This window comes from uncultured Brachybacterium sp. (assembly GCF_947500705.1).
In the GTDB taxonomy this organism is placed as follows: Bacteria; Actinomycetota; Actinomycetes; order Actinomycetales; family Dermabacteraceae; genus Brachybacterium.
Window position 1 is genome coordinate 165,820 of the sequence record NZ_CANMSY010000006.1, and the last position, 25,612, is coordinate 191,431.

Here is a 25,612-nt window from a genome sequence, read left to right on the forward strand (position 1 = left end):
GCGTCGGCGTGGCGTGCCGCCGCATCGCGCGGGGGATATCCCCCGGGTCAGGCGTGATCGACCGTCACGAAGTCGATGAGCTCCTCGATGCGGCCCGAGAGCGTCGGCTCGACGTCGGCATAGGAGCGGACGGTCGACAGGATGCGCTTCCAGCCCAGCCCGATGTCTGACTTATCCGCATGGGGCCAGCCGAGCGCGGCGAGGGAGCCGACCTTGATATCGGTGCCCTTGGGGATGTGCGGCCAGGCGGTGAGGCCCACCCGGGCAGGCTTGACCGCCTGCCAGACGTCGACGTACGGGTGGCCGAGCACCGTGACATTGCCGCGGGCGCCGGGCAGCGCCATCACCTCGGCGGCGATCCGGGACTCCTTCGAGCCCTTCACGAGGTGGTCCACGAGGATCCCGAGTCGGCGCCCGGGGGAGGGCCCGAACTCGCGCACGCGCTCGGCGAGGTTGTCGGCTCCCTCGAGCTGCTCGACGACGATGCCCTCGATGCGCAAATCGTGTCCCCACACCTTCTGCACCAGCTCGGCGTCGTGGGTGCCCTCGACCCAGATCCGCGAGGCGCGGGCGGTGCGCGCCTTCGCCCCCGCGACGTAGATGGAGCCGGAGGCGGAGCGGGTGCGGCTCGGTGCCGCGGTCCTCGCGATGGCGCGGGTGAGCACCACGGGCCTGCCGTCGATCATGAAGCCCGGGCCCAGCGGGAAGGTGCGGCGCACCCCGCGGCCGTCCTCGAGCTCGACGATCAGCTCCCCGGCGATCTTCTCCACCCGCGTCACCGCGCCGGTGAATCCGGTGGAGGCCTCCTCGGCGACCAGACCCCGCTGAGCGGGGACCTCGCGGGCCGCAGGAGGGCGACGATGATGGGCGGGCGGACCGGAGGAGAGCACGTCGCGGCCGTACCGGTCGGGGAAGTCAGCAGGCACGCGCGACACCGTACACCCGTGGCGAACACCTCCCCGCGCAGCGCGCCGGGACGCGTAGGATTGGCACCTGGCATGAGAGAGTGCCAATCGAGACAGCAACGATGGAAGCACGCAGCGCAGGAGGTGAGCGAGACGGACGCCCGCAAGCTCCAGATCCTCGGCGCGATCGTCGAGGACTACGTCTCCACCCGCGAGCCCGTCGGCTCCAAGTCGCTCCTGGAGCGTCACGAGCTCGGCGTCTCCGCCGCGACGGTGCGCAACGACATGTCCCTGCTCGAGGAGGAGGGGCTGATCCATCAGCCCCACACCTCTGCGGGTCGCGTCCCCACTGACAAGGGCTATCGCACCTTCGTCGACCACGTCGCCACGATCAAGCCGCTCTCCGCCCCTGAACGGCGAGCGATCCGCGCCCTGCTCGAGGACTCCGGCGACGTCGAGGAGCTGCTGGCCCGGACTGTGCGGGTGCTCGCGCAGCTGACCCAGCAGGTCGCGATGGTGCAGTACCCGGCGCGCAGGCAGGCCCGGATCCGCCATGTCGAGCTGGTCAAGGTCGCCGACTCCCTGCTGCTGGTGGTGCTGATCACCGAGTCCGGGCGGGTGGACCAGCGCACCGTGCCGATCAATGCCGGCAAGCCCACCGAGTACTACACCGTGCTGCGCGATCAGCTGAACCGGGTCGTCGCCGGCCGCGAGGTCACCGATCTCGCCGCGCCGCTTGCCGAGTTCCTCGAGGCGCTCACGCCTCCGGAGCGCCCGGCGGCCGCCGAGGTCTCCGAAGCCCTCGCCGCGCTCGCGGCGACCAGGGCCGAGGGCCGGATCATGATGGCCGGCACCGCCAACATCGCACGCTCGGCCGAGGACTTCGCCCGGGACGTCGAGCCGTTGCTGGACGTGCTCGAGGAGCAGCTGGTGCTGCTGCGACTGTTCACCGAGATGCACGCCTCGCCGGGTGCCGTCGAGGTGCGCATCGGCACCGAGCTCCAGGACCGGGCGCTGCATCAGGCCGCGGTCGTCGGCGCCGGATACGGTGTCGGCTCGCATGTCGCGATCCTGGGACCCAGCCGGATGGATTACGTCACCGGCATCTCCACCGTCCAGGCCATCGCCCGCTACGTCTCCCGCTTTCTCGAATAGCCTCGGGCGGGCTCGGCGGTCTCACACCCGCCCCGCCTCCCATGCCTCTCGACGCCCCGTGCCCTCGGCTCGCGGCACCGACTCCCCGGTAAGGACCCCACTGCAGTGAACGACGATTACTACGACCTCCTCGGCGTCTCCCGCGAGGCATCGACCGAAGAGATCAAGAAGGCATACCGCAAGCTCGCCCGCACGCTCCACCCGGATGTGAACCCGGATCCGGAGGCGGCCGAGAAGTTCAAACGGGTCTCCCAGGCCTACGAGACGCTCTCCAACGCGGACAAGCGTCGTCAGTACGACATGGGCGGCGGCCCGGGCATGGGTGGCTTCCCCGGCGGCGGTGGCGGGGCTGGCTTCGACTTCAACGACATCTTCGACATGTTCGCCGGCGCCTCCGGCATGCGCGGCCGCAACCAGGGCCCCGTGCCCCGCCAGCGCCGCGGCGGAGATGTGCTGCGCCGCGTGAAGATCGACCTGCGTGATGTGGTCTTCGGCACCGAGGAGAAGGTCTCCTTCCGCACCGCGGTGCTGTGCGAGCGCTGCTCAGGCTCCTGCTGCGAGCCGGGCACCAGCCCCACCCGCTGCACCGCCTGCAACGGCTCCGGCCACGTCCAGCGGGTCGCGCAGTCGCTGCTGGGCCAGATGGTCACCATGGCGCCCTGCCCCACCTGCGACGGCCACGGCGATGTCATCGAGAGCCCCTGCTCCGGCTGCTCCGGTCACGGCCGCACCGCCTCCGAGCGCACGGTGACCGTGCGGATCCCCTCCGGTGTCGAGAACGGCACCCGGATCCAGCTGCGCGGCGAAGGCGAGACCGGCGAGGCGGGCGGGCCGTCCGGCGATCTCTTCGTCGAGCTGTCCGTCTCCGATCATGAGATGTTCGAACGCTCCGGCGACGACCTGGTGACCACGATCGCGGTCCCCATGACCACCGCCGCGCTCGGCGCGACCATCCTGCTGGAGACCTTCGACGGCTCCCAGGATCTCGATGTCCGCCCCGGCTCGCAGCCCGGTGAGGAGATCGTCCTGAAGGGACTGGGCGTCACCCCGCTGCGCCGCGAGCGCCGCGGCGACATCCGGGTGGTGCTCGATGTGGATGTCCCCACCTCGCTCAGCGACGAGGAGCGGGACCTGCTCCAGCAGCTCGCCGCCCTGCGCGGCGACGAGACGACGCGCCGCAGCAAGGGTCACGGCCCGTTCGCGAAGCTCCGCGAGCGCCTGCGCGAGTTCTGAGCCGACGGGAGAGCACCTGATGCCCACCACGCCTCCGGGCTTCCTGATCCTCGACGACGCCCTCGCCGCCGTCGTCATGGGCGATGCCCTCGTGCTGGCGGGCGACGAGGGCCGGCACGCCGCGAAGGTGGCGCGGATCGGGGTGGGGGAGCAGGTGCTGCTTACCGACGCCCCCGGCCGTCAGGTCCTCGCCGAGGTGACCGCCGCCCGCAAGGAGGCGCTGGACCTGCGCCTGCTCGCGGACCCCTCGCCCGCCGTGCAGCGCCTGCCCCGGCTGACCCTGGTGCAGGCGCTGGCCACCGGCGGGCGCGACGAGCAGGCTGTGGAATCGGCCACCGAGCTCGGGATCGACCGAGTCGTGCCCTGGATCGCGCGCCGCTCGGTGTCCGTCTGGCGCGGGGAGAAGCTGCGCAAGGGTCGCGCCAAGTGGGAGTCGACCGTGCGCGCGGCGGTCAAGCAGTGCCGCCGGCCCGGGATTCCCGCGGTCGGGGAGCCCGTGACCACCTCGCAGCTGGTCGCCGACCTGCGAGGACGAGTGGCCGACGGGATGCTGGTGCTGGTGCTGCACGAGCAGGAGTCCGTGGGAGTGATGAGCCTCGCCGAGGATCTGCGCGCCGCGAGCGAGGACGGTCTCGAGGAGATCCTCGTGATCGTCGGCCCTGAGGGCGGCATCGATCCCGAGGAGCTCGCTCAGCTGCGCGAGACGGGTGCCCGCTCCGTGCTGCTCGGCCCCGAGGTGCTGCGCTCCTCGACCGCCGGCCCCGCCGCGATCGCCGTGCTCAGCGCGCTGCTGGGTCGCTGGGGCTGAGCTGCCCAGCGCGTCTGCTGCGCCCACCCGCTGCCCTGGCTCGACCTCGTCGCCGCGCCGGCAGCAGAACGCCGAGAACACTGATTCCTGCCGGATATGCAAGGAATCGGTGCTCTCGGCGCTGGTCACCCGGTGTGTCCGGACGGCTCGGGAAGGCACTGTGGGCTAGGGGCGCCCGGCTCACCCGGCACGCCCGGGAAGACGGTCAGCCGACGTTCGAGAGCGCTCGCTGGGAGATCGCGGTGAGATGCTCGCCGAGCGCCGCGGTCTTCTCCTCGGCGACGAACAGCTCGCCCTCGACGGAGAGGTCCTCGCGGAAGCCCAGGCCGATCGAGCCGACCACGTCGGCGCCGAGGCGGGTCATCAGGGTCTCCAGCAGCGGCAGCACCTCGCCGGCGGAGCCCCAGCCATAGCCGACCAGGACGGTGGGCAGGCCGCTCCACTCCTCATAGAGGAAGTCGATCGCGTTCTTCAGGGCTCCGGGGTAGGAGCCGTTGTACTGCGGGGTGAGGATCACCAGGGCATCGAGAGCGTCGATCCGGGCTCCCCAGGCGAGGGCGTGGTCCGTCTCCTTGGGCAGGCCCTGCTTGGGGCTGCTGGTGCCGTCGAAGGCCGGCAGCGCCACCTCGCGCAGGTCGATCAGGTCCACGTCGACCCCGGCGGGGATGGCGTCATGGACCCAGCGGGCGACGTGGTCGCCCACGCGGTTCGGACGTGCGCTGGCGAGGATGATTCCAAGTTTCGTCATAGTGATTAAAACTTCTCATACATCCGGGATGTTCCTCAATCCGAGGTGGCCTTCCTCGCTCCCGTAGACTCCCCAGCATGGGAAACAGCCGCACCGAGCACGTCACACAGCGTCATGATCCGGACTGCGTCTTCTGCAGGATCGTCGCTGGGGAGATCCCCTCCGAACGGGTCCACGAGGACGATCAGGTGATCGCCTTCAAGGATCTGCATCCGCAGGCCCCCGTGCATGTGCTGGTGGTGCCGCGGGAACATCGTCGCGACGTGACCGAGCTCGTCGAGGATCCGTCGCTGCTCGCCCACACGGCGCAGGTCGCAGCCCAGGTGGCCGCAGACCAGGGCGATGGCGACTTCCGACTGATCTTCAACACCGGTGCGAGCGCCGGCCAGACCGTCTTCCACGTGCACGCGCACGTCCTGGCAGGCGGGAAGCTCGCAGAAGGAGAACTGTGACAGACGCCCTCGAACCGGTACCCGGGCACCCTCCCGAGGTGCGTGAGCGGAAGCTGACGATCCCCGATCACCTCAGCCCCTTCCAGGTGCTCGGAGAGAACGATCAGGCCCTGGCGGCGCTCGAGGATGCGATCCCCGACACCGACGTGCACGTGCGGGGCCACCAGGTGACGCTGCGCGGCACGCAGGAGGCGCTGCGGCGCGGCGAGCAGATCATCCGCTCGATCATCGAGCTGGCCGGCACCGGCCAGGCCGTCACCGCCGAGGCGGTGCAGCGCGCCGCGAACCTCTACGGCGATGAGCGCGCGAACGGGAAGAAGCTCGAGCAGGTCCTCTCCCGCACGATCCTCTCCTCCCGCGGCCGCACCATCCGTCCCAAGACGATGGGTCAGAAGACATACATCGAGGCGATCGAGTCCTCGACCATCACCTTCGGGATCGGTCCTGCGGGCACCGGCAAGACCTATCTCGCCGTCGCGATGGCGGTGCAGAAGCTGCTGAGCAAGCAGGTGGACCGCATCATCCTCACCCGCCCTGCCGTCGAGGCGGGGGAGCGGCTCGGCTTCCTGCCGGGGAGCCTGAACGAGAAGATCGACCCGTACCTGCGCCCGCTCTACGACGCGCTGCACGACATGCTGGACCCGGAGTCGATCCCGCGCCTGATGAGCGCCGGCACCATCGAGGTCGCGCCGCTGGCCTATATGCGCGGCCGCACCCTGAACGACGCCTTCATCATCCTCGACGAAGCCCAGAACACCACCCCTGAGCAGATGAAGATGTTCCTGACCAGGCTCGGCTTCAACTCCACCATGGTGATCACCGGTGACGTGACCCAGGTCGACCTCCCAGGCGGTCAGAAGAGCGGCCTGCGAGTCGTCGAACAGGTGCTCTCGGGCATCGAGGACATCTCCTTCTGCCGCCTCTCCTCCCGGGACGTGGTGCGCCACAGCCTGGTCAGCGAGATCGTCGACGCCTATGGGCGCTGGGAGATCCAGCCCGGGGGCGCCCGCGACCTCCGCCACCGCACGAGCAAGGGACACTGAGCATGACCATCGAGATCCGCAACGAGACCACGGCGGTCGTGGACGAGCGAGAGTTCGTCGACCTCTCCCGCTTCGTGTTCGAGGCGATGCACCTGCATCCCGCCACCGAGATGTCGATCCTGTTCGTCGACGAGGACGCGATGGAGAAGCTCCACGTGCAGTGGCTGGACCTGCCTGGCCCCACCGACGTGATGAGCTTCCCGATGGATGAGCTCATCCCCGGCACCCCCGAGCACCCGGCCCCCGAGGGGCTGCTCGGAGATGTGGTGCTGTGCCCGACGGTCGCCACCAAGCAGGCCGCGGAGGCGGGCCACAGCGCCGTCGAGGAGATGCTGCTGCTGACCGTGCACTCGATCCTGCACCTGCTGGGCTACGACCATATGGAGGATGATGAACGCACCGTGATGTTCGACCTCCAGCGCAAGCTCCTGCTCACGTTCCTCGCCTCGCGGCCGGCGCGCTGATCGCCCCCTGATGACACGTCCGCAACCCAGGCCCGGGCTGGTCCAGTGCTGACCCTCGCCCTGCTCGTCCTGATCCCGCTGATCGTGCTCTCCGGGGTGGTGGCCGCTATGCTCACGGCGGTCGATGCCGCCCAGCTGTCCGTCTCGCGCGGCGTGCTGGAGAAGGCGCTGTCCTCCCGTCCCGAGCCCGTGCGGGCGCGGGTGCTCGCCCACCGCGAGGACGCCGCTCGCACCCTGGCCTCCGTATCGCTGGGCCGGATGCTCGCCGAGACGGTGATGGTCGCCTCCGTGGCAGGGGTGACCGTGGCTATCCGCGACCATCAGGGCCACACGGGCCTTCTGCTGCCGGGGATCGCGACCGTGGTCGTCGCCGGGCTGCTGGTGCTGATCGTGCTCGCGATCTCGCCGCGGACCATCGGTCGCAGCCGCCCCGAGTCCGTGCTGATCTCCAACCGCTGGCTGGTCACGCTGGTGCGGGGAGTGCTGTGGGTTCCCGCCGGGGCGCTGACCAGCGTCGGCGCCTCGCTCGCGGCCCGCTCCGGCGGTCAGGAGAAGCCCGAGGACGGTGCCGAGAAGGCACGCAAGAATGTGGACCGAGCGCTCGAGGACGAGCACGTGCGCGACGGTGAACGGGACATGATCCAGGGCGTCTTCGAGCTGCGCGAGACCATGGTGCGAGAGCTGATGGTCCCGCGTCCCGACATGGTCACCCTCAGCGCGGAATCCAGCGCGGAGACGGCGATGCGGCTGTTCGTGCGCTCCGGCTACTCCCGCATCCCGGTGATCGGTGACAGCGTCGACGATCTCCGCGGGATGCTGTACGTCAAGGACGTGATGCGGACGATCCATTCGCCCTGGGACGCGAGTCCCGAGCGACCGGTGCACGAGATCATGCGCGCGGCGCGCTTCGCCCCGGAGTTCGTCGCGGCCGACGAGGTGCTCGCGCAGATGCAGACCAGCCATGTGCACATCACAGTGCTTGTCGACGAGTACGGAGGGGTGGCAGGCATCGTGACCATCGAGGACATCCTCGAGGAGATCGTGGGCGAGATCGCCGACGAGCACGATCGTGCGGAACCGGAGATCCAGGACATCGGCGAGGGCCGCTACCGGGTCCCCGCCCGGGCCGGCCTCTCGGAGGTCGGGGATCTGTTCGACCTCGAGCTCGACGACGACGACATCGACAGCGTGGGCGGTCTGCTGGCCAAGGCGACCGGGCGGGTGCCGATCCCCGGCTCCCAGGCCATCGCGCTCGGGCTCGAGCTCGAGGGGGAGAGGACCGCCGGCCGACGCAAGCGGCTCTCCACCGTGCTGGTGCGCCGAGCCCCGCAGGACGAGGACCACCAAGACACCGACCAGGAGGACGACAATGACCGCTGACCAGGATCCCCGCCCAGATATCGCCGAGGACCCCGCCGCGAGCTCCGCTGCAGCGCCCACCGCAGGGCCCACGCACCGCTCCGGCTTCGTCGCCCTGGTGGGCCGGCCCAACGTCGGGAAGTCCACGCTGACCAATGCCCTGGTCGGTGAGAAGGTCGCGATCACGTCCAGCAAGCCGCAGACCACCCGCCGCGCCATCCGCGGGATCGTCACCCAGGAGGACGCGCAGATCATCCTGGTGGACACCCCCGGCGTGCACCGTCCCCGCACCCTGCTCGGCGAGCGGCTGAACGACCTGGTGCGCGACACCCTTAGCGAGGTGGATGTGGTGGGCTTCTGCCTTCCCGCCGACCAGAAGATCGGCCCCGGCGACCGCTTCATCTGCGAGGACCTGGTCGAGCTGCGCACCGGCCGACGGGGACCGCGCGTCATCGCCGTCGTCACCAAGACCGACCTGGTGACGCGGGACCGTCTGGCCGAGCACCTCATGGCCGTGGACCAGATGATGGACTTCGACGAGATCGTGCCGATCTCCGCCGTCAAGGGCGAGCAGATCGACGTGCTGCTCGAGGTGATCACCCGCCAGCTCCCCGAGGGCCCGCAGCTGTACCCGGACGACCAGCTCACCGAGGAGTCACGCGATGACCGCATCTCCGAGCTGATCCGCGAGGCGGCGCTGGAGGGCGTCCGCGACGAGCTCCCGCACTCGATCGCAGTCGTCATCGAAGAGGTGGTCGAGGTGGACCCCGACGGCGATGCCTTCACCCCCGTCGAAGCCGGCACCGGACGACTCGTGGTCCGCGCGTCCCTGTTCGTCGAGCGCGACAGCCAGAAGGGCATCATCATCGGCAAGGGCGGCTCACGCCTGAAGGAGGTCGGCTCCCAGGCCCGTGCGGAGATCAACCACCTCATCGGCCGCAAGGTGCATCTGGACCTGCGGGTCAAGGTCGCCAAGGAATGGCAGCGCGACCCCAAGCAGCTGGGACGCCTCGGGTTCTGAGGCAGCGCCGGCAGGGCAATGCACTGCACTGCCTGCACCGCACCGCACCGCTCTGCGCTGGGACGCTCGGAGCGACGCGGGCGGATCTGACCGGTGTTCGTATGGTGAGAGGCGCCGAACCGCCAGGCGGACGGTGCTAACGTGGCGCCCATGCGTGGATCGCTGCTTCTGCTTCGCCGCCGCGACGGGTCCTGAACCGCCGGGAACCCGCCGCGGCTGACGTGCTGTCCGGCGACCGGTACCCCAGCGAGAAGGACCTCCAGATGACTGACTCCACGATCACCCTCCCCGTTGCCGCAGAGGGCGACCCCGCGGCCCCCGTCGTCGGCCCCGCCGGCGACGCACCCCAGCAGCCGTCGGGCATGCCGACCCACAAGTACCTGCCCTTCCACGAGCAGATCCAGGTCGACCTGCCGGACCGCACCTGGCCCGCCCGCCGCATCACCCGCGCCCCCCGCTGGTGCGCGGTCGATCTGCGCGACGGCAACCAGGCCCTCATCGACCCGATGAACGCCGAGCGCAAGCTGCGGATGTTCGAGCTGCTGGTCCAGATGGGCTACAAGGAGATCGAGGTCGGATTCCCCTCCGCCTCCAAGACCGACTTCGATTTCGTGCGGGCCCTCATCGAGGAGGACCGCATCCCGGAGGACGTCTCCATCCAGGTCCTCACGCAGTCGCGCGAGCACCTCATCGAGCGCACCTACCAGGCGATCGCCGGAGCGAAGCGCGCGGTGGTCCACCTCTACAACTCCACCTCCGTGGTCCAGCGCGACGTGGTCTTCCGCGCCGACGAGGACGCGGTCCTCGACATCGCCGTGCAGGGTGCGCTGCTGTGCAGGAAGTACGAGGAGACCATCCCGGACACGCAGATCACCTACCAGTACTCCCCGGAGTCCTATACCGGGACCGAGCTCGAGTACGCGCTGCGAGTGTGCAATGCCGTGATCGAGGTCTTCCAGCCCACACCCCAGAACAAGATGATCGTCAACCTGCCGGCGACGGTGGAGATGGCGACACCGAACGTGTACGCCGACTCGATCGAGTGGATGCATCGGCACCTGGACCGTCGGGACTCGCTCGTGCTCTCGCTGCACCCGCACAACGACCGCGGGACCGGGGTCGCCGCCGCAGAGCTCGGCTACCTCGCCGGCGCGGACCGCATCGAGGGCTGCCTCTTCGGCAACGGCGAGCGCACCGGCAACGTGGATCTGGTGACCCTGGGCCTGAACCTGTTCAGCCAGGGCATCGACCCGCAGATCGACTTCTCCGACCTCGGCGAGGTGCGCCGCACCGTCGAGCACTGCAACCAGATGCCGGTGCCCGAGCGCAGCCCCTACGGCGGCGACCTCGTGTTCACCGCCTTCTCCGGCTCCCATCAGGACGCCATCAAGAAGGGTCTGGAGCGCATGCAGGTGGACGCCGAGCAGGCCGGCAAGGACGTCGATGATCTGGTGTGGCGGGTCCCCTACCTGCCCATCGACCCGATGGATGTGGGCCGCTCCTACGAAGCGGTGATCCGCGTGAACTCGCAGTCCGGCAAGGGCGGGATGGCCTACCTGCTGCGCACCGAGCACGGCCTGGACCTGCCGCGGCGCCTGCAGATCGAGTTCTCCGGCATCGTCCAGCAGCGCACCGACTCCGACGGCGGCGAGGTCAGCCCCGAGAAGCTCTGGGACGTCTTCACCGACGAGTACCTGCCCTCACACGACGAGGCGCGGCAGTGGGGCCATTACGGCTTCCGCGATGTGCACCAGGAGTCGACCGGCGAAGGTTCGGATCGCATCACGGCCACTCTCGTGGTCGATGGCGAGGAGCACCAGGTCACCGGGATCGGCAACGGCCCGCTGGACGGCTTCGTCAAGGCTCTCGCCGAGCGGAAGATCGATGTGCGCATCCTCGACTACGCCGAGCACGCCCTCACCGAGGGTGACGACTCCCTGGCCGCCTCCTACATCGAATGCGAGATCGGCGACCGGATCTTCTGGGGTGTGGGCATCGACGGCTCGATCACCCGTGCCTCCCTCGAGGCGATCACCTCGGCGCTGAACCGGTCGCACCGCGCCCGCGCCTGAGCCCCCGCCCCACCTCCGACCCCCGGGCCCGAGCTGACGCGAATGTGCGCTGTGCTTCCACTCTTGGAAGCACAGCGCACATTCGCGTTCGGGTGGGTGTGGGACGGGGTCGGGGTCACCGCGCACCAGCGCCGCGGCGGCGTGGGAGGCGCCGCCGACAGGCCGGTGGTCAACTGCGCGGTGCTGCCTCGGGGGCGCCATCGCCTGACGAGTCCCGAGCCTCGTACTCCCGCAGCTCCTCCTCGGTGAGCATCGGCATCTCACCGGTGAGCGTCGCGTGAGTGGGCGTGGGCAGGTCCCAGCCGGGCGACTCATCGGCGGGCTGCGGCTGATCCGGCGAGGTGCTGCGTGCGGTGAGCGTGACTCCGGCGCTCGCGGCGACCACCAGCACGGCGGCGGTGATCCGCAGCGGCGTCGCGTCCTGGCCGATCAGCAGCACGCCGGCGAGCAGCGCGACCACCGGCTCGAGGCTCAGCATGATCCCGAAGACGTGCCGGGGCAGGCGCCGCAGCGCCGCGAGCTCGAGGGTGTACGGCAGCACGGAGGCGAGCAGCGCGGTGCCCGCTGCGAGGCCGAGCAGGCGCAGGTCCATCACACCCGTGACAGCGCCCTCGGCGCCGAGCGGCAGGATGGCGAGGGCACCGACAGCCATCGCGACGGCGAGGCCGTCCTGCCCGGGGACCAGCTGCCCCACCTTCGCGCTGGAGAGCACGTACAGGCCCCAGAACACGGCGGCGACGAGGGCGAAGAGCACGCCGAGGAGGTCCAGGGACGCCGCGCCGGTGAAGGACTCCACGCCGAACAGCCCCACTCCGCCGAGGGCCAGCAGCACCCACAGCAGGTCGGTGCGGCGCGTCGAGAGCACCGCGGCGACGGTCAGCGGTCCGAGGAACTCGATCGCGACCGCTGTACCCAGCGGGATCCGCTCGATCGAGGCGTAGAAGGCGCCGTTCATCGCACCGATCACCACACCGAAGATGATCACCGCGATCCACTGCTGGCGGGTGAAGCGGTGGACCTTCGGGCGGACGATCACCAGCAGGACGATCGCTGCGATGCCCAGGCGCAGCGCGGTGGTGCCCCAGGAGCCGATCGCGGGGAACAGCTGAGTCGCGAGCGCCGCCCCGAACTGCAGCGAGAAGCAGGAGCCGAGGATGAACAGCACCGGCGTCAGGGGCACCCCGCGGGAGGGGGCCGACGGGGTCGGCGCGGCGGTGGCCCGGGGGACAGGAGCGGGAGCGGGAGCGGGAGCGGACGAGGTTCTCACGCCTCCACTGTGCCCACCGTGGTCCCGCCAGGTCCAGCGAATGTTTCCGACCTGTACCGTGAAGCGGAACTTCACGATCGGAGGAGTGTCCGTGCTGAACCTGCACCGACTGTTCCTGCTGCACGAACTGCGCAGGCTGGAGACGATGACGGCGGTCGCCGGAGCCCATTCGATGTCCCCGTCGGCCGTCTCCCAGCAGCTCTCCCACCTTGAACGGGAGACGAAGACCACCCTCTTCCAGCAGGTCGGCCGACGGGTCGTGCTCACCGACGCCGGGGTGCGACTGGCCCGCCGGGCGGAGGAGATGCTGGGACTGCTGGAGACGGCGGAAGCCGAGCTCGCATGGGCCCAGGGAGAGGCCGGCGGACTGCTGCGGGTGGCGTCCTTCCAGACCCCGATGATCGCGCTCGCCCCGGCAGCTGTGAGCGTGCTCGCGCAGCAGCACCCCGACCTCCATCTGGAGATGGCGCAGCAGGAGGTGGAGTCGGCCTATGAGGGGCTGCTCGCGCATCGCTTCGACGTGATCCTCGGCGAGGACTATCCCGGGGGTCAGCGGGTGGTGCGGCGCGGCACCGACCGAGAGGCGCTGCTGCGCGATCCGCTCCTGCTGGTGCTTCCGGACTCCGGTTCCTGGGCCGACGCCCGCACCCTCGCGGACCTGGTCGACGCACCGTGGGCGCTGGACCCCTCGGGCAGCCGCACCGGGCTCTGGGCGCGGACGTATCTGCGCCAGGCCGGGCTCGAGCCTCGCATCAGCTTCACCACCCCCGACCCGCTGCTCCAGGTGCACCTCGTGCGCACGGGGCATGCGGTGGCCTTCGTCCCCGGGATCATCGCCTCCGAGCATCTCGGGGGCACACGGGTGGTGCGGCTGCCGGGGGATCCCCATCGTTCCCTGTACACCGCGGCCCGGGCGGGGGCGGCCGCGCACCCCTCGCTGCTCGCCTTCCGTGCAGCGCTGCTCGAGGCGGCTGGATCCCTCTCCGGCCTCGAGGGGCTGGAGACGTTCCCGTCCTGAACCCGGCCCGACACGATCGTGCATCTCCTCCGTCCGGGGGCAGCGTCGGGGTCCGGGACAGGGTAGAACCGTCCCATGACGACTGCTCCGGATCACGCCATCATTGCTGGGCCCGCCCCTCGCCGGCATGCCGCGGTGCTGCTGCTGGTGCTGCTGGCCGTGGCGGTCGCGGGCTTCGCCTTCCGCGGTGTGACGGCGCCACGTGACGCTGCGGCGCCCGAGGACGTCTTCAGCGCCGAACGCGCCGCGGCCTCCGTCGCTCCTGTGGTCGCGGTGTCGCGGCCGATGGGCTCGGCCGAGAACGACAGCGCCCATGAGGAGCTCGCCGCGCAGCTGAGCGCACTCGGCTTCGAGATCGAGACCCAGGAGGGGATCGGCACGCGCGTCCTCGACGGCGAGGCCTCGGCGGGGTACGTCCGCAATCTCGTCGCCACCCGGCCCGGCACCGACCCCACCGGCACCGTGGTGCTCGCCTCCCACATCGACTCGGTCCCCGGCGCGCCCGGCGCGGCCGACGCCGGGGTGGGCCTCGCCGTGATCCTCGAGACGGCCCGGGCGCTGGGCCCGGAGACCCTGCGCAATGACCTGGTGATCCTGCTGGTCGATGGCGAGGAGCGGGGCCTGCTGGGATCCGATGCGTACCTGGCCGGCCCGGGCCAGGAGCTCACCGCGCCGGTGGTGGTGCTGAACCATGAGGCGCGCGGCATCTCCGGCCGGCCGCTGGTGACCCGGGCGAGCGGGCCGATGCACGCCGTGATCGGCTCGTCACCGAGCCCCGAGTTCGAATCCTTCACCGACGCCCTGTTCGGGATCATCCCCAACTACACCGACTTCAGCTCCTACCGGGACGCCGGCTGGTGGGGGATGGACATGGCGATCATCGACGAGGCCTGGGCCTATCACTCCGCCCAGGACGATGCCGCGCATCTGGATGACGGCACCCTCCAGCACTACGGCGAGCTGACCCTGGCCCTGACCCGAGATCTCGGCGACCGGGATCTCGGCGCCCTCCAGGACCGTGCGGACGAGCATCCGGTGCAGACCACCGCGCCCTGGGGAGTGGTGCAGGTGCCGCCGCTGGTGATGACGGTGCTCGGCCTGCTGGCACCGCTGGCCGTGCTCGCCGCGATGCTCGTGCGACGCCGCCGCATGGAGGTCACGCTCCCCGGTGCTGTCGTGGGGGCGGTGGTGGGGCTGCTGGTTCTCGTCGGCGGGGTGCTCGCCGCGTTCCAGCTCTGGTCGGCCACCGCTGCGGCGACTCCCGAGATGCTCTCCCAGAGCATGGGTGAACCTGTGCGGGCCGAGCTCTTCCTCCTCGCGGAGATGCTCGCCGCGGCCGCGGTGGTGACGGCCGGCTGGGTGGTGGCCCGGCTGCTGATCTCGCGCGCCGCCGTTCTGCTCGGAGCTGCGCTCGTGGTCACGACGCTGCTGGCGGTGCTCGGGGTCTCCTCGCCCACACTCGGCAGCTCGATGATCCTGCCCGCCACGATCGCTGCTCTCGGCACTCTGCTCGCCGCGCTGCTGCCGCCGGTTACCGGCCTGGTGGCGCGTGTGCTCGCCGTGCTTCCGACGGGTTGGATGCTGGGCATCCAGCTCTCGGCGCTGGCCGAGTTCGGCATCGCCTCGGCAGCCGGGGGACTGGCCGGGACCGCCCTGATCGGGCTCGGCGCCGCGGGCCCGCTGCTGCTCGGCAGCTTTCAGGCTCGTTCCGGTGACCTGCCCACCGGTCGGGCTGATGGCCGGCTCTCCCGCCGCGCCGCCGAACACCGTGGCCGTGCGCACTCCGCGCCTGGTGCCCGCCCGGCCCGTCGGCCCCATCGACTCCTGCTCCCGGTGCTGCCTGCGGTGCTCGCGCTCGGGCTCGCGATCGGTGGAACTGCGTGGACCCTGGCGTCGCCGGAACCGACCCAGGAGCGCGTCGTCGCGCATGTCGATGGCGGCACCGGAGAGACCACCTGGGAGGTCTCGGGCAGCACCGACTGGGGCCGGGCACTCGATGGGGCGTCGGCGACCTCGGACCTCGCCGTGCCGGCTGTGAGCGTGCAGGGCTCCGCCGAGGCGCCGCAGGAGATCTCGATCGAGGCCCCGAGGGACGCGTCCGCGCTCACTCTCGAAGCGAGCGGCGGTCTGCTCACCGCCGTCGCCGTGGACGGCGTGGCGGTGGAGTCCGCGGAGGGGCTCGAGCGGGTCACGGTCCATGGCGTCCGTGCCGGTCAGGCCGTGCGCATGACCGTGACCGTGCCTGCTGGGGCGGAGCTGATGCTGCGCGAGACGAGCTTCGATCCGACGCTCGCCACGGGCTGGGTCGCCCCCGGCGACGACGTCTCGCTCGTGCAGCCGCGCATGGAGGTGAGCATCGCCGTCCCGCGTTGAGCGGGGCCATGACGACCTTGCGCTCTCCTCGCCTCGCAGTAGCTGCGTCGACCGCGGGCACGTGACGTCAGCCCAGCGGCAGCGTGGCCAGCACCTCGTGGCGGGGGCCTCCGGACCGACCCTGCCCCAGCTGCGACTCGATCAGCTCGAGCTCCGTCACCTCCCAGGTCGGCCCGCGATAGACCGACAGCGCTCGGACCGTCTCTGCCAGCAGCAGCTGCGTCGGATCCGGCGGCGGTTCCTCGCCCCGGCGACGGCGGCGCGGCCGAGGAGCGCGGGCCGAGACCCGGGCGACCGTCAGGTGAGCTCTGCGCCGTTCGCGGCTCTCGCCCTCGAGCAGCTCCTCGCCCAGCAGTGCGCCCAAGGCCTCCGTCGCGCCGCCCACGCCGATCCACAGCGTGCGGGCGCTGAACATCCCCGCACCGCTCAGCTGGAGCGGCATCGGCCGGTGCCGAGCTGCGATCCGGCCGAGCTCCCGGGTCGTGTCCTCGAGCGCCCCACCGGGCAGATCTGCCCGGAAGGCGAGAGTCAGATGCCACTGGGAGGGATCACCCCAGCGCAGCGCACGGCCCGCGCCCGCCCGCACCTCCTCGAGCGCCGAGTCCAGATGCTCGAGCGCCGTGGGGGAGGGACGGAGGGCGACGAAGACCCGTATCAGGCCACCGGCGGGAAGCTCTTCTTCGCGGCAGCCGCGATCTTGTTCAGCTGCGAGCGGTCGGCGAGCGCGCCGAGCACGGCACCCAGCCCCGGGATCGCCTTGCCGAACAGGCGTGCGGAGCGCAGCCCGAAGCGGCGCAGCAGGCGGCCGCCGATGGCACCGGCGAGCTCCGACTGCGGAGTCGTCGGCAGGCGCTTGGCGAGGCCGCGCGTGGCGACCCCGGCGATCGGCCCGAGGCCGACGTTCTTCAGCACGTCCCCGGACTCCTCGCCGAGCAGCGCCGCGAGCACCCGCACCCGGACCTCCTCATCCTCGAGGTCATAGCCGCGCACCGCCGCGATCGCCCCCACCATGCGGGTGGCCTGGACGTAGAACTCGACCACGTTCGTGGGCAGCAGGATCGGGAGGGTCACGAAGCCGCCGAGACCGGTGACGAAACCGCCCGCGGTCACGCCCCAGCGATGGCGGCGCACGAGACGGCGCACCGCGACCTGCGGGCGGCGCTTCCCCCGCCCGCGCTGGGCGTGACGGGCGATGTCCGCGGCCGAGGAATAGGCGAGCTTCCCGTCCAGGCCCACGTCGCGGATCAGCGTCACCACCCGCTCGAGGGCCCCATCCTGCGGTGACCGGTCACCGCGCCGGGCCTCCTTCATCGCCTCGCGAGCAGTGCTCCTGGCCGACTCGTCATGGCGCAGCATCGAGAAGATCCCCATGGCGCCTCCTTCCTCGTCGTGCACCGCGAAAGTGGCGGTGCGGCGGTCGATGATGCCCATCATGCCGTGCCACGCTGCCCGGACCCGCGCATCCGACCACTCGGTGGGGCCAGCGGCTGCGGGATGACTGCGGTGGAGCGGGCCGGAGGCGTGAGCGAGCTCCTGCTCGACACCGGGCCCGCCTGCGGTGCCGGGAGCCGCTCTCGCCGTAGGCTCGAAGGACCATGCAGCAGAAGCTCTACCGTGACGATGCGATCGTCCTGCGCACCCACCCCCTGGGTGAGGCCGATCGCATCATCACGCTGCTCACCCGGCGCCACGGCAAGGTCCGGGCGGTCGCCAAGGGCGTGCGCCGCACCGGCAGCCGCTTCGGGGCCCGGCTCGAGCCCTTCAACCTCGTCGACGTCCAGCTGCATGCCGGCAAGTCCCTGCACACGGTGACCCAGGTGGTCACCATCGAGGCCTTCGCCGTGGGCATCAGCGCCGATTACGGCCGCTTCACCGCTGCCAGCGCGATGCTCGAGACGACGGACCGGCTCACCGACGAGATGGTCGATCCCCACCAGCGCGGCTTCCTGATGCTGGTCGGGGCCCTGCGGGCGATGGGGGAGGGCCGGCTCGCACCGCCGCTGGTGCTGGACTCCTTCCTGCTGCGCACCCTCGCCGTCTCGGGCTGGGCACCGGAGCTGAGGGTCTGTGCCTCCTGCGGTGCGGAGGGCCCCCACCACGCCTATGACATCCGCGCGGGTGGCCTGGTCTGCACACCCTGCCGTCGGCCGGGGGCGGTCGCGGTGCGGCAGTCCACGATCGAGCAGCTGATCTTCCTGCTCGCCGGGGACTGGGAGAATGTGCTGCAGAGCGAGGAGTCCGTCATGCAGGAGGCGGGCCGTCTGATCACCGACACGGTGACCTGGCACCTCGAGCGCTCCGTGCGCTCCCTGCACTATGTCGAGCGCTGACCACGCGCCCGACCCCCATCGCTCGCCACGATCGATCCAGGAGGACCTCATGCCCGGTGCTGCCCGTCACGGGTACCAGGAGCCTTTCCCGCATCCCAGCGGTGCGCGGCCCCCGCAGCTGCCCGACCCCACCATTCCCGCCCATGTCGCGGTGGTCATGGACGGCAACGGACGCTGGGCGAACCAGCAGGGCCTGCCTCGCACCGCCGGGCACGAGGCCGGGGAGGCCGCGCTGCTGGACGTGGTCGCCGGTGCGCTGCAGATCGGCGTGACGCATCTGAGCGCCTACGCCTTCTCCACGGAGAACTGGAAGCGCTCCCCGGAGGAGGTCCGCTTCCTGATGGGCTTCTCCCGTTCCGTGCTGCGCCGCCAGCGCGACACCCTGAACTCCTGGGGGGTGCGGATCGTGTGGATCGGTCGCGAGCAGCGGCTGTGGGGGAGCGTCATCAAGGAGCTGCGTGAGGCGGAGCAGCTGACCCGGGAGAACACCCGGATGACGCTCTACATGTGCGTGAACTACGGCGGGCGGGCCGAGATCATCGACGCGGTCCGGGAGATCGCCGAGGAGGTCCATGCCGGCCGCCTCAGCAGCCGGGGCATCACCGCCAAGAGCTTCGCACGCCACCTCGACGATCCCGATATGCCGGACGTCGACCTGTTCCTGCGCACCAGCGGCGAGCAGCGCACCTCGAACTTCCTGCTCTGGCAGGCCGCCTACGCCGAGCTGGTCTTCGTGCCCGAGCTGTGGCCGGATGTGGACCGCCGGGTGCTCTGGCGGGCGATCACCGAGTACGCGCGGCGGGACCGCCGCTACGGCGGCGCGATCGACGCCCCGGGGCACGAGGTCGCACCGGGCTGAGCGAGCCCGGGCGCCCGACCGGAAGGGCTCAGCGGTGCGCGTCGTGGGTGGTGGACGAGGTCTCTGCGGCCTCCGGCCCAGGGTGCGCCGCGCTCACGCCGCCGGTACGTCGCCTGTGCCGCAGCAGCACGCCGACCAGCGCCACGACCAGCGCGAGCACCGCGACGGCGCCCCAGGGGGAGACGACGAACAGCTCGAACCAGGCCATGAACGCCACCAGGCCCACGGTCGCGTAGATGAAGGCCCAGGCGAGCCCCCCGACCGCAAGAGCGGGGAGATACCGCTTGGCCGGCATGCCGGTGAGGCCCGCCGCGGCGTTCGCGGCCGTCTGGAAGCCGACGGTGAGGAAGCTCAGTGCGACCACCGGAGCGCCCCAGCGGTTGACCAGACCCGTGGCGCGGACGACGCTCGGCGAGTCCAGGAAGGCGGCGATGCGGCCGCGATCCGCGGCTTTCCGGGCGCCGCGCCCGATCAGGTACGTGGCACCTGCGCGGCACCAGATCACCACGTACAGGAATGCCACTGCAGGCAGCAGTGGCAGGTTCCCGACCCACTCCATCATCGTGCGCGGCCCTCATCCTCGTCGTCCGGGTCGTCGTCGAGGTCCTCGTCGGGCCCGACCGATTGCCCTGTGTGGTCCGCGCAGAGCCCGAACACCTCGAGCGTGTGGTCCACATCGGTGAAGCCGTGCTCGTGGGCGATCGCGGTCATCGCACTCTCGAGCTTCGGGGCGAGGAACTCGACGGTGCGGCCGCACTCCCGGCAGACCAGGTGATGGTGGTGCCCGGTGTCCGCGCACTGGCGGTACTGCGACTCGCCGTCCCCCGCCACCAGCACGTCGAGCCGGCCGGAGCGCGAGAGGGCCTGGAGGTTCCGGTACACGGTGGCCAGCCCCACGGTCTCGCCGTCGGCCTTCATCTGCTCATGGATCTGCTGAGCGCTGCGGAAGTCGTCCTGCCGCGAGAGCGTCTCGAGGATCGCGGTTCGCTGGCGGGTGTTCCGTTGCATGCCGACATTCTCCTTTACTGCGAGCAGGACTTCTATCAGTCGTGGGGCGTTGCACGTGCGGCGAGCGGCAGGGCCCGCGCCCGCCCGGGGCCGGGGCCTCCGAGCGCAGAGATCGGTCGTGCGGGCCGCAGCGCTCGGAACAGGAGGCCGAGGATGTACGCGGCGACGGTCAGCAGCACGATCACGCCGCCCGGCGGCAGATCGACGTACACGGTGATCAGCAGGCCGCCCAGCGAGCAGACCACGGCGATCACCATCGCGGTGCGCATGGTGCGGGTGAAGCCGACCACCAGATGCTGGGCAGCGGCGACGGGGATGATCATCAGCGCGGAGACCATCAGCGCGCCGACGATCCGCATCGACAGGGTGACGGTCAGCGCGGCCATCACCGCGATCAGCACGTTCACGACGCGCACCGGCAGCCCGGAGGCTCGCGCGAACTCCTCGTCCGCCGTGACCGCGGCGAGCAGACCGGAGAGCCCCACCCCGATCGCCAGCACCAGCACCGCGAGCACCAGCGAGATCACGGTGTCCGGGGCGGTGACGGTGGACAGTGAGCCGAAGAGATATCCCATCAGGTTCTGGGAGGTGCCTCCAGCGAGCTGGATGATCACCACGCCGCCGGCGATACCGCCGTAGAACAGGATCGCCAGCGCCACATCACGGCTGGTGTGGCTGACCTCGCGGACGTATTCGATCAGCAGGGCACCGATCACCGAGGCCGCCAGGGCGCCGGGGATCGCCAGCAGGTCCGCCGGCGACGCGGTGAGCCAGGCCCCCACCAGCCAGCCGACGGCCACACCGGTGAGGGCGACGTGACCGAGCCCGTCACCGAGGAGGGAGAGCCGCTTCTGGACCAGATAGGTGCCCACCACGGGGGCGGTGAGCCCGATGAGCACCGCGATGATCAGCGGGTAGCGCAGCAGGTCGGAGGCGAGGATGTCGAGGGGCGAGATCACAGGGGGTTCATCTCCTGGCCGAGGCACTGGTCGATCGGGGCGGCATCCTCGGGATGCCCATGCCCGGGATGGAGGTGCGGGCGGTCCTCGACCGGGCCGTTATGCACCACATGGCCGTGGTCGAGGACGACGGCGCGATGGATGTCGCCGGTGAGCGGACCGGTCTCGTGGAGGACCACCAGGATCGAGGTGCCGGCGGCGGACAGCTCGCGGAAGAGCTGGGAGATGAGGTCCTGGGTGGGCAGATCGACCCCGGAGAAGGGCTCGTCGAGCACCAGCAGCTCGGGGCTGCGCACCAGAGCACGGGCGATCATCACGCGGCGTCGCTGCCCACCGGACATCCGGGTGATGGGGCGACCGGCCAGATCGGACATCCCGACCTGCTCGAGGGCCTTCAGGACTCGGGGATCACGGCGGCTGGGCCACCATGACCGGGCACCCAGCAGCCCGCTGGCGACGGTCTCCTGTGCGGTCGCGGGGATGGACCCCGCCTCCGTGGAGTCCTGCGGCACATAGCCGAGACGGTCATGGGCAAGGCTGCGCTGCACAGGCGCTCCGAAAAGCCGCGCTGAGCCGGTCTCCAGTGGCAGGATCCCCACCGCCGCTCGCAGGAGGGTCGACTTGCCGGAGCCGTTGGCGCCCAGCAGCGCCACCAGCTCACCGGGGACGATGCGGAGGTCGACGTCGTGGAGCACGCGCTGTCCGCCACGGCTGACGGAGGCCGCGGTGACCTCGATGACGGGGGCGACCTCACTGGCGGGCTCGAGGTCGCCGGCGCGGGTGGCGCCGTCGGCCGGGTCAGTGCCGAGGTCAGGGGCGGTGTCGCCGCTCACGCCCAGCTCGCGACCAGGGCAGTGCAGTTGTCTCGCATGACGCGAGGATAGTCCGCGTCCTCGGACTGCTGGGTCTCGAGATTGTCGAGCTCCGCGCTCTCGATGCCCAAGTTCTTCGCGAGGGTCTGGGCGACCTTGGGGGAGGCGGAGGACTCGAAGAAGATCGTGCTCACGTCCTCCTCCGCCACGACTCCCTCGAGGGCGAGCAGACGCTGGGGGGAGGGCTCCGTCTCCGGATCGACACCGGAGATGCCGATCTGGTGGAGCTCGTAGCGCTCCGCCAGGTAGGCGTACGCGGCATGGCTGGTGATGAAGGGCCTCTCGCCGCTCACTGCGCCGAAGGACTCCGCGAGCTCGGCGTCGAGCTCCTCGAGCTCGCTGCGCAGGACGCCCGCCGCGTCGGTGAAGCTCTGTGAGCTCTCCGGGGAGAGCTCTCCCAGGTGGGCGGCGATCGCGTCTGCGAGGTCGGCCATGCGCAACGGGTCGTGCCAGAAATGGGGATCGTTCGGGCCATGTTCGTGACCGTCGTGGGAGCCGCCGCCGTCGGAGGCGTGGTCGGCGTGCTCCTCCTCGGTCTCGCCCTCGTGGTCCGCATCGTCGTGCTCCTCATGGGCGCTTTCGGCACCGACCGGAAGCAGGTCGATCGCAGTGGAGATGTCGAGCACATTGCCCTCGCGGTGGGATGCGATGGCGTCGTCCACCGCACTCTGGAAATCGGGGATCTGCACCACCAGGTCGGCCTTCTCCATGGCCATGACCTGCTTGATCGAGAGCTCCAAACCGTGCGCGTCAACGCCCGGAGAGGAGAGGTCCTCCAGCGCGACGTGCTCCCCGCCGACCCTGGTGACCAGGTAGGCGAGAGGATAGGCCGAGGTCACGACCGACAGTTTCCCGTCGGCCGCGCCACCCTCGCTCCCGCATGCCCCGAGGAGGGCGGCGCCGACGCCGAGGCCGGTGAGGGTGAGCAGGGAGCGCCGAGAGGGGCGGAGCTGAAGCGACATGACAATCATTCTCACAACGGATCTGGCGGTGCGCAAGTCGATCGCCCGCTCAGGTGCCCTCGCGTGGGGACCGTCACAGCGCGAGAGGTGACTATGCTGGGGCGGTTCCGACACACCCCGTCACCAGGAGTATCCCCGTGGCCAAGGCCCCTGCCAGCACGCTGGACAACGTCATCGCACTCGCCAAGAAGCGCGGCTTCGTGTTCCCGGCCGGTGAGATCTACGGCGGTACCCGCTCCGCATGGGACTACGGACCGCTGGGCGTGGAGCTCAAGGAGAACATCAAGCGGCAGTGGTGGCGCACGTTCGTCCAGTCCCGCGGCGACATGGTGGGCCTGGACTCCTCGATCATCCTGCCCAGGCAGGTCTGGGAGGCCTCCGGCCACGTCGAGACCTTCACCGACCCGCTGGTGGAGTGCAAGAGCTGCCACAACCGGTTCCGTGAGGACCATCTGCTGGAAGCCTTCGAGGAGAAGAAGGGCCGTGCCCCCGAAGGCGGCATGGCGGAGATCGCCTGCCCCAACTGCGGCACCCGTGGCGAGTTCACCGAGCCGCAGCAGTTCTCGGGCCTGGTGAAGACGTATCTCGGCGCCGTCGACAACGAGGCGGGCCTTTTCTACCTGCGTCCCGAGACCGCGCAGGGCATCTTCGTGAACTTCCTCAACGTGGTCACCGCCACCCGCCAGAAGCCGCCCTTCGGCATCGGCCAGGTCGGCAAGTCGTTCCGCAACGAGATCACCCCCGGCAACTTCATCTTCCGCACCCGTGAGTTCGAGCAGATGGAGATCGAGTACTTCACCCCGCCGGCGGAGGCCGATCAGCAGTTCAAGGAGTGGGTCGAGGCCTGCTGGGACTGGTTCATCGATCTGGGCATCGACGCGGAGAACCTGCGCCGCTTCGATGTGCCCGAGGACGAGCGCGCCCACTACAGCACCGGCACCATCGATCTCGAGTACCGCTTCGGGTTCCAGGGCAGCGAGTGGGGCGAGCTGATGGGCATCGCCAACCGCACCGACTTCGACCTCGGCGCGCACACCGACGGCTCCGGCACGAAGATGCAGTACTTCGACCAGGCGGCGAACGAGCGCTACACGCCGTACGTCATCGAGCCCTCCTTCGGCCTCACCCGCGCCATGATGGCGTTCCTGGTGGATGCATACAGCGAGGACGAGGCACCCAACGCCAAGGGCGGCGTCGACAAGCGCACCGTGCTCAAGCTCGACCCGCGCCTGGCTCCGGTCAAGGTCGCGGTGCTCCCGCTGTCCAAGAGCGAGGACCTGGTCCCGCGGGCCACCCAGCTCGCCGACCAGCTGCGCAAGCACTGGAACGTCGAGATGGACGTCACCCAGGCCATCGGTCGCCGCTACCGTCGCCAGGACGAGATCGGCACGCCGTTCTGCATCACGGTGGACTTCGAGACCGCCGAGGACCAGTCCGTGACCATCCGCGAGCGCGACTCGATGGCGCAGGAGCGGGTGGCGCTGGACCAGGTCGAGTCCTACCTCGCAGCGCGTCTGCTCGGCGCCTGAGCCGGTCGCCTGCGCCCCGGATGCCGGGGCGCAGGCGTTGGCCCGCGTGGTTCAGGCGGAGCGCAGGTCAGGTCCGATCCGGTCTCGCCCCACGACGGCCCAGCACCATCTGCAGCTGCGGGATCACCAGGCGGGCGAAGGTGCTCAGCAGCGACTGCTGATCGACCAGCGGCGCGCCCGGGGGCAGCGCCAGCGCGAGCTCGTCGGCCGCCTGCACCACCGGGTCCTCCCAGAGCTTCCTCGCGACCGCTGCCGGCTCGTCCAGGACCACCTCGCTGAACACCGCGTCGTGCCCGCCGATCTCCTGGCCGTGGTGCTCGCCGACGATCCGTGGATCCGCGGTGCGCTCCCGGGGGAGGAGGGTCACATAGCGCTCCAGCTCCGCGTCGCTGCGCACCGGGACCATCTGGCGGCTGACCATCACCGTGCCGTCACCGAAGCCGGCAGCTCGTGAGGCCTCCCGGTAGGCGGTCAGCACCTCCAGTTGGAGCTCCTCGAAGGAACGGCCCGAGCCGTCGTCCGGGACCATCGTCGCCAGCTGCAGCTGGAGACCCAGCTGCCCGGCCATCTCCGCCCGCTGCGGACCTGCCGCGCCGTAGGCGAGCCGATTGCGCAGGGACGGGACCCGGGGCTGCATCCGCAGCGGTGCACCGGGGTCGACCCCTTCGATGTGGGAGTCGGCGCCGGCCACGATCTCGCCGTCCAGCAGAGAGACCAGATCGTGCAGGACCCGGTCCACGTGGTCGGCGCGATCATCGCGGAGAGCGCCGAAGGCACGCGCGTACATCGCGTCATGCGCCGAGTAGCCGGAGCTGATCCCGGGACGGAGCCGACCTCCGGTGAGGAGATCCGCAGAGGCGAGGTCCTCGGCCAGGCGGCCCGCATTCTCGAAGCGCAGCGGGATCACCGCGGTGCCGAGCTGGATCCGGCGGGTGCGCTGACCCACCGCGGCGAGGAACAGCAGCGGCGAGGACAGCGCGTCCTGCAGATGGCGCACGCGCACGTAGCCGGTGTCGTAGCCGAGATCCTCGGCGGTGAGGAAGAGCTCGATGCCCTCCTCCATCCCGGAACTTGTCACGGCCGCGCCCTCGGCATGGATCCCGGTGTGGTCGACCTGGGTGACGAAGCCGATGCGGGGCGCTCGGTGGGCTGCTGCTGCGGATGTGGACATCTCA

General features: G+C 70.5%; 25 protein-coding genes. 14 read left to right on the forward strand and 11 right to left on the reverse strand.

Going from position 1 to position 25,612, the window contains the following annotated elements; translation table 11 throughout:
* Positions 1–47: 47 nt before the first annotated feature.
* Complete coding sequence (locus Q0937_RS12260) at positions 48–926, reverse strand: DUF3097 domain-containing protein (RefSeq protein WP_299303993.1); 879 nt, start codon at positions 924–926, stop codon at positions 48–50.
* A 123-nt stretch (positions 927–1,049) separates the two neighbouring features.
* On the opposite strand from Q0937_RS12260, the gene hrcA reads away from it, so the two are divergent.
* From hrcA to Q0937_RS12275, 3 genes are all read left to right on the forward strand, one after another.
* The gene (gene hrcA, locus Q0937_RS12265) at positions 1,050–2,060 is read left to right on the forward strand and encodes a heat-inducible transcriptional repressor HrcA (protein WP_299303996.1); all 1,011 of its coding nucleotides are present in this window, start codon (positions 1,050–1,052) and stop codon (positions 2,058–2,060) included.
* 105 nt (positions 2,061–2,165) lie between these two features.
* The gene (gene dnaJ / locus Q0937_RS12270) at positions 2,166–3,293 is read left to right on the forward strand and encodes a molecular chaperone DnaJ (protein WP_299303997.1); all 1,128 of its coding nucleotides are present in this window, start codon (positions 2,166–2,168) and stop codon (positions 3,291–3,293) included.
* A 19-nt stretch (positions 3,294–3,312) separates the two neighbouring features.
* On the forward strand, positions 3,313–4,101 hold the full coding sequence (locus Q0937_RS12275) for a 16S rRNA (uracil(1498)-N(3))-methyltransferase (protein ID WP_299303999.1): 789 nt from the start codon (positions 3,313–3,315) through the stop codon (positions 4,099–4,101).
* 205 nt (positions 4,102–4,306) lie between these two features.
* Here Q0937_RS12275 and Q0937_RS12280 read toward each other — a convergent pair whose 3' ends face one another.
* On the reverse strand, positions 4,307–4,849 hold the full coding sequence (locus tag Q0937_RS12280; RefSeq protein WP_299304001.1) for an NADPH-dependent FMN reductase: 543 nt from the start codon (positions 4,847–4,849) through the stop codon (positions 4,307–4,309).
* Between the two features lie 77 nt (positions 4,850–4,926).
* Between Q0937_RS12280 and Q0937_RS12285 the strand changes: the two genes are divergently transcribed.
* From Q0937_RS12285 to leuA, 6 genes are all read left to right on the forward strand, one after another.
* Complete coding sequence (locus tag Q0937_RS12285) at positions 4,927–5,301, forward strand: histidine triad nucleotide-binding protein (protein ID WP_299304003.1); 375 nt, start codon at positions 4,927–4,929, stop codon at positions 5,299–5,301.
* Complete coding sequence (locus Q0937_RS12290) at positions 5,298–6,344, forward strand: PhoH family protein (protein WP_299304005.1); 1,047 nt, start codon at positions 5,298–5,300, stop codon at positions 6,342–6,344. Before Q0937_RS12285 ends, Q0937_RS12290 begins: the two co-directional genes overlap by 4 nt.
* 2 nt (positions 6,345–6,346) lie before the next feature.
* Positions 6,347–6,808, forward strand: a complete 462-nt coding sequence (gene ybeY / locus Q0937_RS12295; protein ID WP_299304007.1) for an rRNA maturation RNase YbeY — start codon at positions 6,347–6,349, stop codon at positions 6,806–6,808.
* 45 nt (positions 6,809–6,853) lie between these two features.
* A complete protein-coding gene (locus Q0937_RS12300; protein ID WP_299304009.1) occupies positions 6,854–8,188 on the forward strand; it encodes a hemolysin family protein in 1,335 nt (444 codons plus the stop codon).
* Positions 8,178–9,188, forward strand: a complete 1,011-nt coding sequence (gene era / locus Q0937_RS12305) for a GTPase Era (RefSeq protein WP_299304011.1) — start codon at positions 8,178–8,180, stop codon at positions 9,186–9,188. The genes Q0937_RS12300 and era overlap by 11 nt, the downstream gene beginning before the upstream one ends.
* A gap of 263 nt (positions 9,189–9,451) precedes the next feature.
* The gene (leuA, locus tag Q0937_RS12310) at positions 9,452–11,260 is read left to right on the forward strand and encodes a 2-isopropylmalate synthase (RefSeq protein WP_299304013.1); all 1,809 of its coding nucleotides are present in this window, start codon (positions 9,452–9,454) and stop codon (positions 11,258–11,260) included.
* A 169-nt stretch (positions 11,261–11,429) separates the two neighbouring features.
* Here leuA and Q0937_RS12315 read toward each other — a convergent pair whose 3' ends face one another.
* Positions 11,430–12,527: a DMT family transporter gene (locus Q0937_RS12315; protein WP_299304015.1), complete on the reverse strand. Its 1,098-nt coding sequence runs from the start codon at positions 12,525–12,527 to the stop codon at positions 11,430–11,432.
* 91 nt (positions 12,528–12,618) lie between these two features.
* On the opposite strand from Q0937_RS12315, the gene Q0937_RS12320 reads away from it, so the two are divergent.
* On the forward strand, positions 12,619–13,545 hold the full coding sequence (locus Q0937_RS12320) for a LysR family transcriptional regulator (protein WP_299304017.1): 927 nt from the start codon (positions 12,619–12,621) through the stop codon (positions 13,543–13,545).
* Between the two features lie 75 nt (positions 13,546–13,620).
* Positions 13,621–15,918, forward strand: coding sequence for a M28 family peptidase (locus tag Q0937_RS12325; protein ID WP_299304019.1), 2,298 nt, complete (start codon positions 13,621–13,623; stop codon positions 15,916–15,918).
* A gap of 67 nt (positions 15,919–15,985) precedes the next feature.
* Here the strand turns inward: Q0937_RS12325 and thpR are convergent, their stop codons facing one another.
* Together thpR and Q0937_RS12335 are read right to left on the reverse strand one after the other, a co-directional pair.
* Positions 15,986–16,576 (reverse strand): RNA 2',3'-cyclic phosphodiesterase, encoded by a 591-nt coding sequence (gene thpR / locus Q0937_RS12330; protein ID WP_363323233.1) that lies wholly within the window; start codon positions 16,574–16,576, stop codon positions 15,986–15,988.
* On the reverse strand, positions 16,573–17,352 hold the full coding sequence (locus tag Q0937_RS12335; RefSeq protein ID WP_299304021.1) for an EcsC family protein: 780 nt from the start codon (positions 17,350–17,352) through the stop codon (positions 16,573–16,575). The genes thpR and Q0937_RS12335 overlap by 4 nt, the downstream gene beginning before the upstream one ends.
* 161 nt (positions 17,353–17,513) lie before the next feature.
* Here Q0937_RS12335 and recO point away from each other — a divergent pair, with 161 nt between their 5' ends.
* The gene (recO, locus tag Q0937_RS12340; protein WP_299304023.1) at positions 17,514–18,248 is read left to right on the forward strand and encodes a DNA repair protein RecO; all 735 of its coding nucleotides are present in this window, start codon (positions 17,514–17,516) and stop codon (positions 18,246–18,248) included.
* Positions 18,249–18,297: 49 nt separating this feature from the next.
* Entirely contained in the window at positions 18,298–19,107 is an 810-nt protein-coding gene (locus Q0937_RS12345; protein WP_299304025.1) for an isoprenyl transferase, read from the forward strand.
* Positions 19,108–19,135: 28 nt separating this feature from the next.
* Here Q0937_RS12345 and Q0937_RS12350 read toward each other — a convergent pair whose 3' ends face one another.
* Genes Q0937_RS12350 through Q0937_RS12370 form a run of 5 tightly spaced genes read right to left on the reverse strand, consistent with a single transcriptional unit; the run spans position 19,136 to position 22,908 of the window.
* Entirely contained in the window at positions 19,136–19,669 is a 534-nt protein-coding gene (locus tag Q0937_RS12350; RefSeq protein WP_299304027.1) for a DedA family protein, read from the reverse strand.
* Positions 19,666–20,115 (reverse strand): Fur family transcriptional regulator, encoded by a 450-nt coding sequence (locus tag Q0937_RS12355; RefSeq protein ID WP_299304029.1) that lies wholly within the window; start codon positions 20,113–20,115, stop codon positions 19,666–19,668. Before Q0937_RS12355 ends, Q0937_RS12350 begins: the two co-directional genes overlap by 4 nt.
* A 35-nt stretch (positions 20,116–20,150) precedes the next feature.
* On the reverse strand, positions 20,151–21,074 hold the full coding sequence (locus Q0937_RS12360) for a metal ABC transporter permease (RefSeq protein ID WP_299304031.1): 924 nt from the start codon (positions 21,072–21,074) through the stop codon (positions 20,151–20,153).
* Complete coding sequence (locus tag Q0937_RS12365; protein ID WP_299304033.1) at positions 21,071–21,907, reverse strand: metal ABC transporter ATP-binding protein; 837 nt, start codon at positions 21,905–21,907, stop codon at positions 21,071–21,073. The genes Q0937_RS12360 and Q0937_RS12365 overlap by 4 nt, the downstream gene beginning before the upstream one ends.
* Positions 21,904–22,908, reverse strand: coding sequence for a metal ABC transporter substrate-binding protein (locus Q0937_RS12370; RefSeq protein ID WP_299304035.1), 1,005 nt, complete (start codon positions 22,906–22,908; stop codon positions 21,904–21,906). Before Q0937_RS12370 ends, Q0937_RS12365 begins: the two co-directional genes overlap by 4 nt.
* Positions 22,909–23,045: 137 nt before the next feature.
* Between Q0937_RS12370 and Q0937_RS12375 the strand changes: the two genes are divergently transcribed.
* A complete protein-coding gene (locus tag Q0937_RS12375) occupies positions 23,046–24,437 on the forward strand; it encodes a glycine--tRNA ligase (RefSeq protein ID WP_299304037.1) in 1,392 nt (463 codons plus the stop codon).
* A 67-nt stretch (positions 24,438–24,504) separates the two neighbouring features.
* On the opposite strand, the gene Q0937_RS12380 is transcribed toward Q0937_RS12375, so the two are convergent.
* The gene (locus Q0937_RS12380) at positions 24,505–25,608 is read right to left on the reverse strand and encodes an LLM class flavin-dependent oxidoreductase (protein ID WP_299304039.1); all 1,104 of its coding nucleotides are present in this window, start codon (positions 25,606–25,608) and stop codon (positions 24,505–24,507) included.
* Positions 25,609–25,612: the final 4 nt, after the last annotated feature.

Bases quoted from the DNA above. Each gene is read 5' to 3' on its own strand.
- Q0937_RS12275 (WP_299303999.1), top strand. From the start codon at position 3,313: ATGCCCACCACGCCTCCGGGCTTCCTGATCCTCGACGACGCCCTCGCC.
- Q0937_RS12280 (WP_299304001.1), bottom strand. From the start codon at position 4,849: ATGACGAAACTTGGAATCATCCTCGCCAGCGCACGTCCGAACCGCGTG.
- Q0937_RS12285 (WP_299304003.1), top strand. From the start codon at position 4,927: ATGGGAAACAGCCGCACCGAGCACGTCACACAGCGTCATGATCCGGAC.
- ybeY (WP_299304007.1), top strand. From the start codon at position 6,347: ATGACCATCGAGATCCGCAACGAGACCACGGCGGTCGTGGACGAGCGA.
- era (WP_299304011.1), top strand. From the start codon at position 8,178: ATGACCGCTGACCAGGATCCCCGCCCAGATATCGCCGAGGACCCCGCC.
- leuA (WP_299304013.1), top strand. From the start codon at position 9,452: ATGACTGACTCCACGATCACCCTCCCCGTTGCCGCAGAGGGCGACCCC.
- Q0937_RS12325 (WP_299304019.1), top strand. From the start codon at position 13,621: ATGACGACTGCTCCGGATCACGCCATCATTGCTGGGCCCGCCCCTCGC.
- Q0937_RS12335 (WP_299304021.1), bottom strand. From the start codon at position 17,352: ATGATGGGCATCATCGACCGCCGCACCGCCACTTTCGCGGTGCACGAC.
- recO (WP_299304023.1), top strand. From the start codon at position 17,514: ATGCAGCAGAAGCTCTACCGTGACGATGCGATCGTCCTGCGCACCCAC.
- Q0937_RS12345 (WP_299304025.1), top strand. From the start codon at position 18,298: ATGCCCGGTGCTGCCCGTCACGGGTACCAGGAGCCTTTCCCGCATCCC.
- Q0937_RS12350 (WP_299304027.1), bottom strand. From the start codon at position 19,669: ATGATGGAGTGGGTCGGGAACCTGCCACTGCTGCCTGCAGTGGCATTC.
- Q0937_RS12355 (WP_299304029.1), bottom strand. From the start codon at position 20,115: ATGCAACGGAACACCCGCCAGCGAACCGCGATCCTCGAGACGCTCTCG.
- Q0937_RS12370 (WP_299304035.1), bottom strand. From the start codon at position 22,908: ATGTCGCTTCAGCTCCGCCCCTCTCGGCGCTCCCTGCTCACCCTCACC.
- Q0937_RS12380 (WP_299304039.1), bottom strand. From the start codon at position 25,608: ATGTCCACATCCGCAGCAGCAGCCCACCGAGCGCCCCGCATCGGCTTC.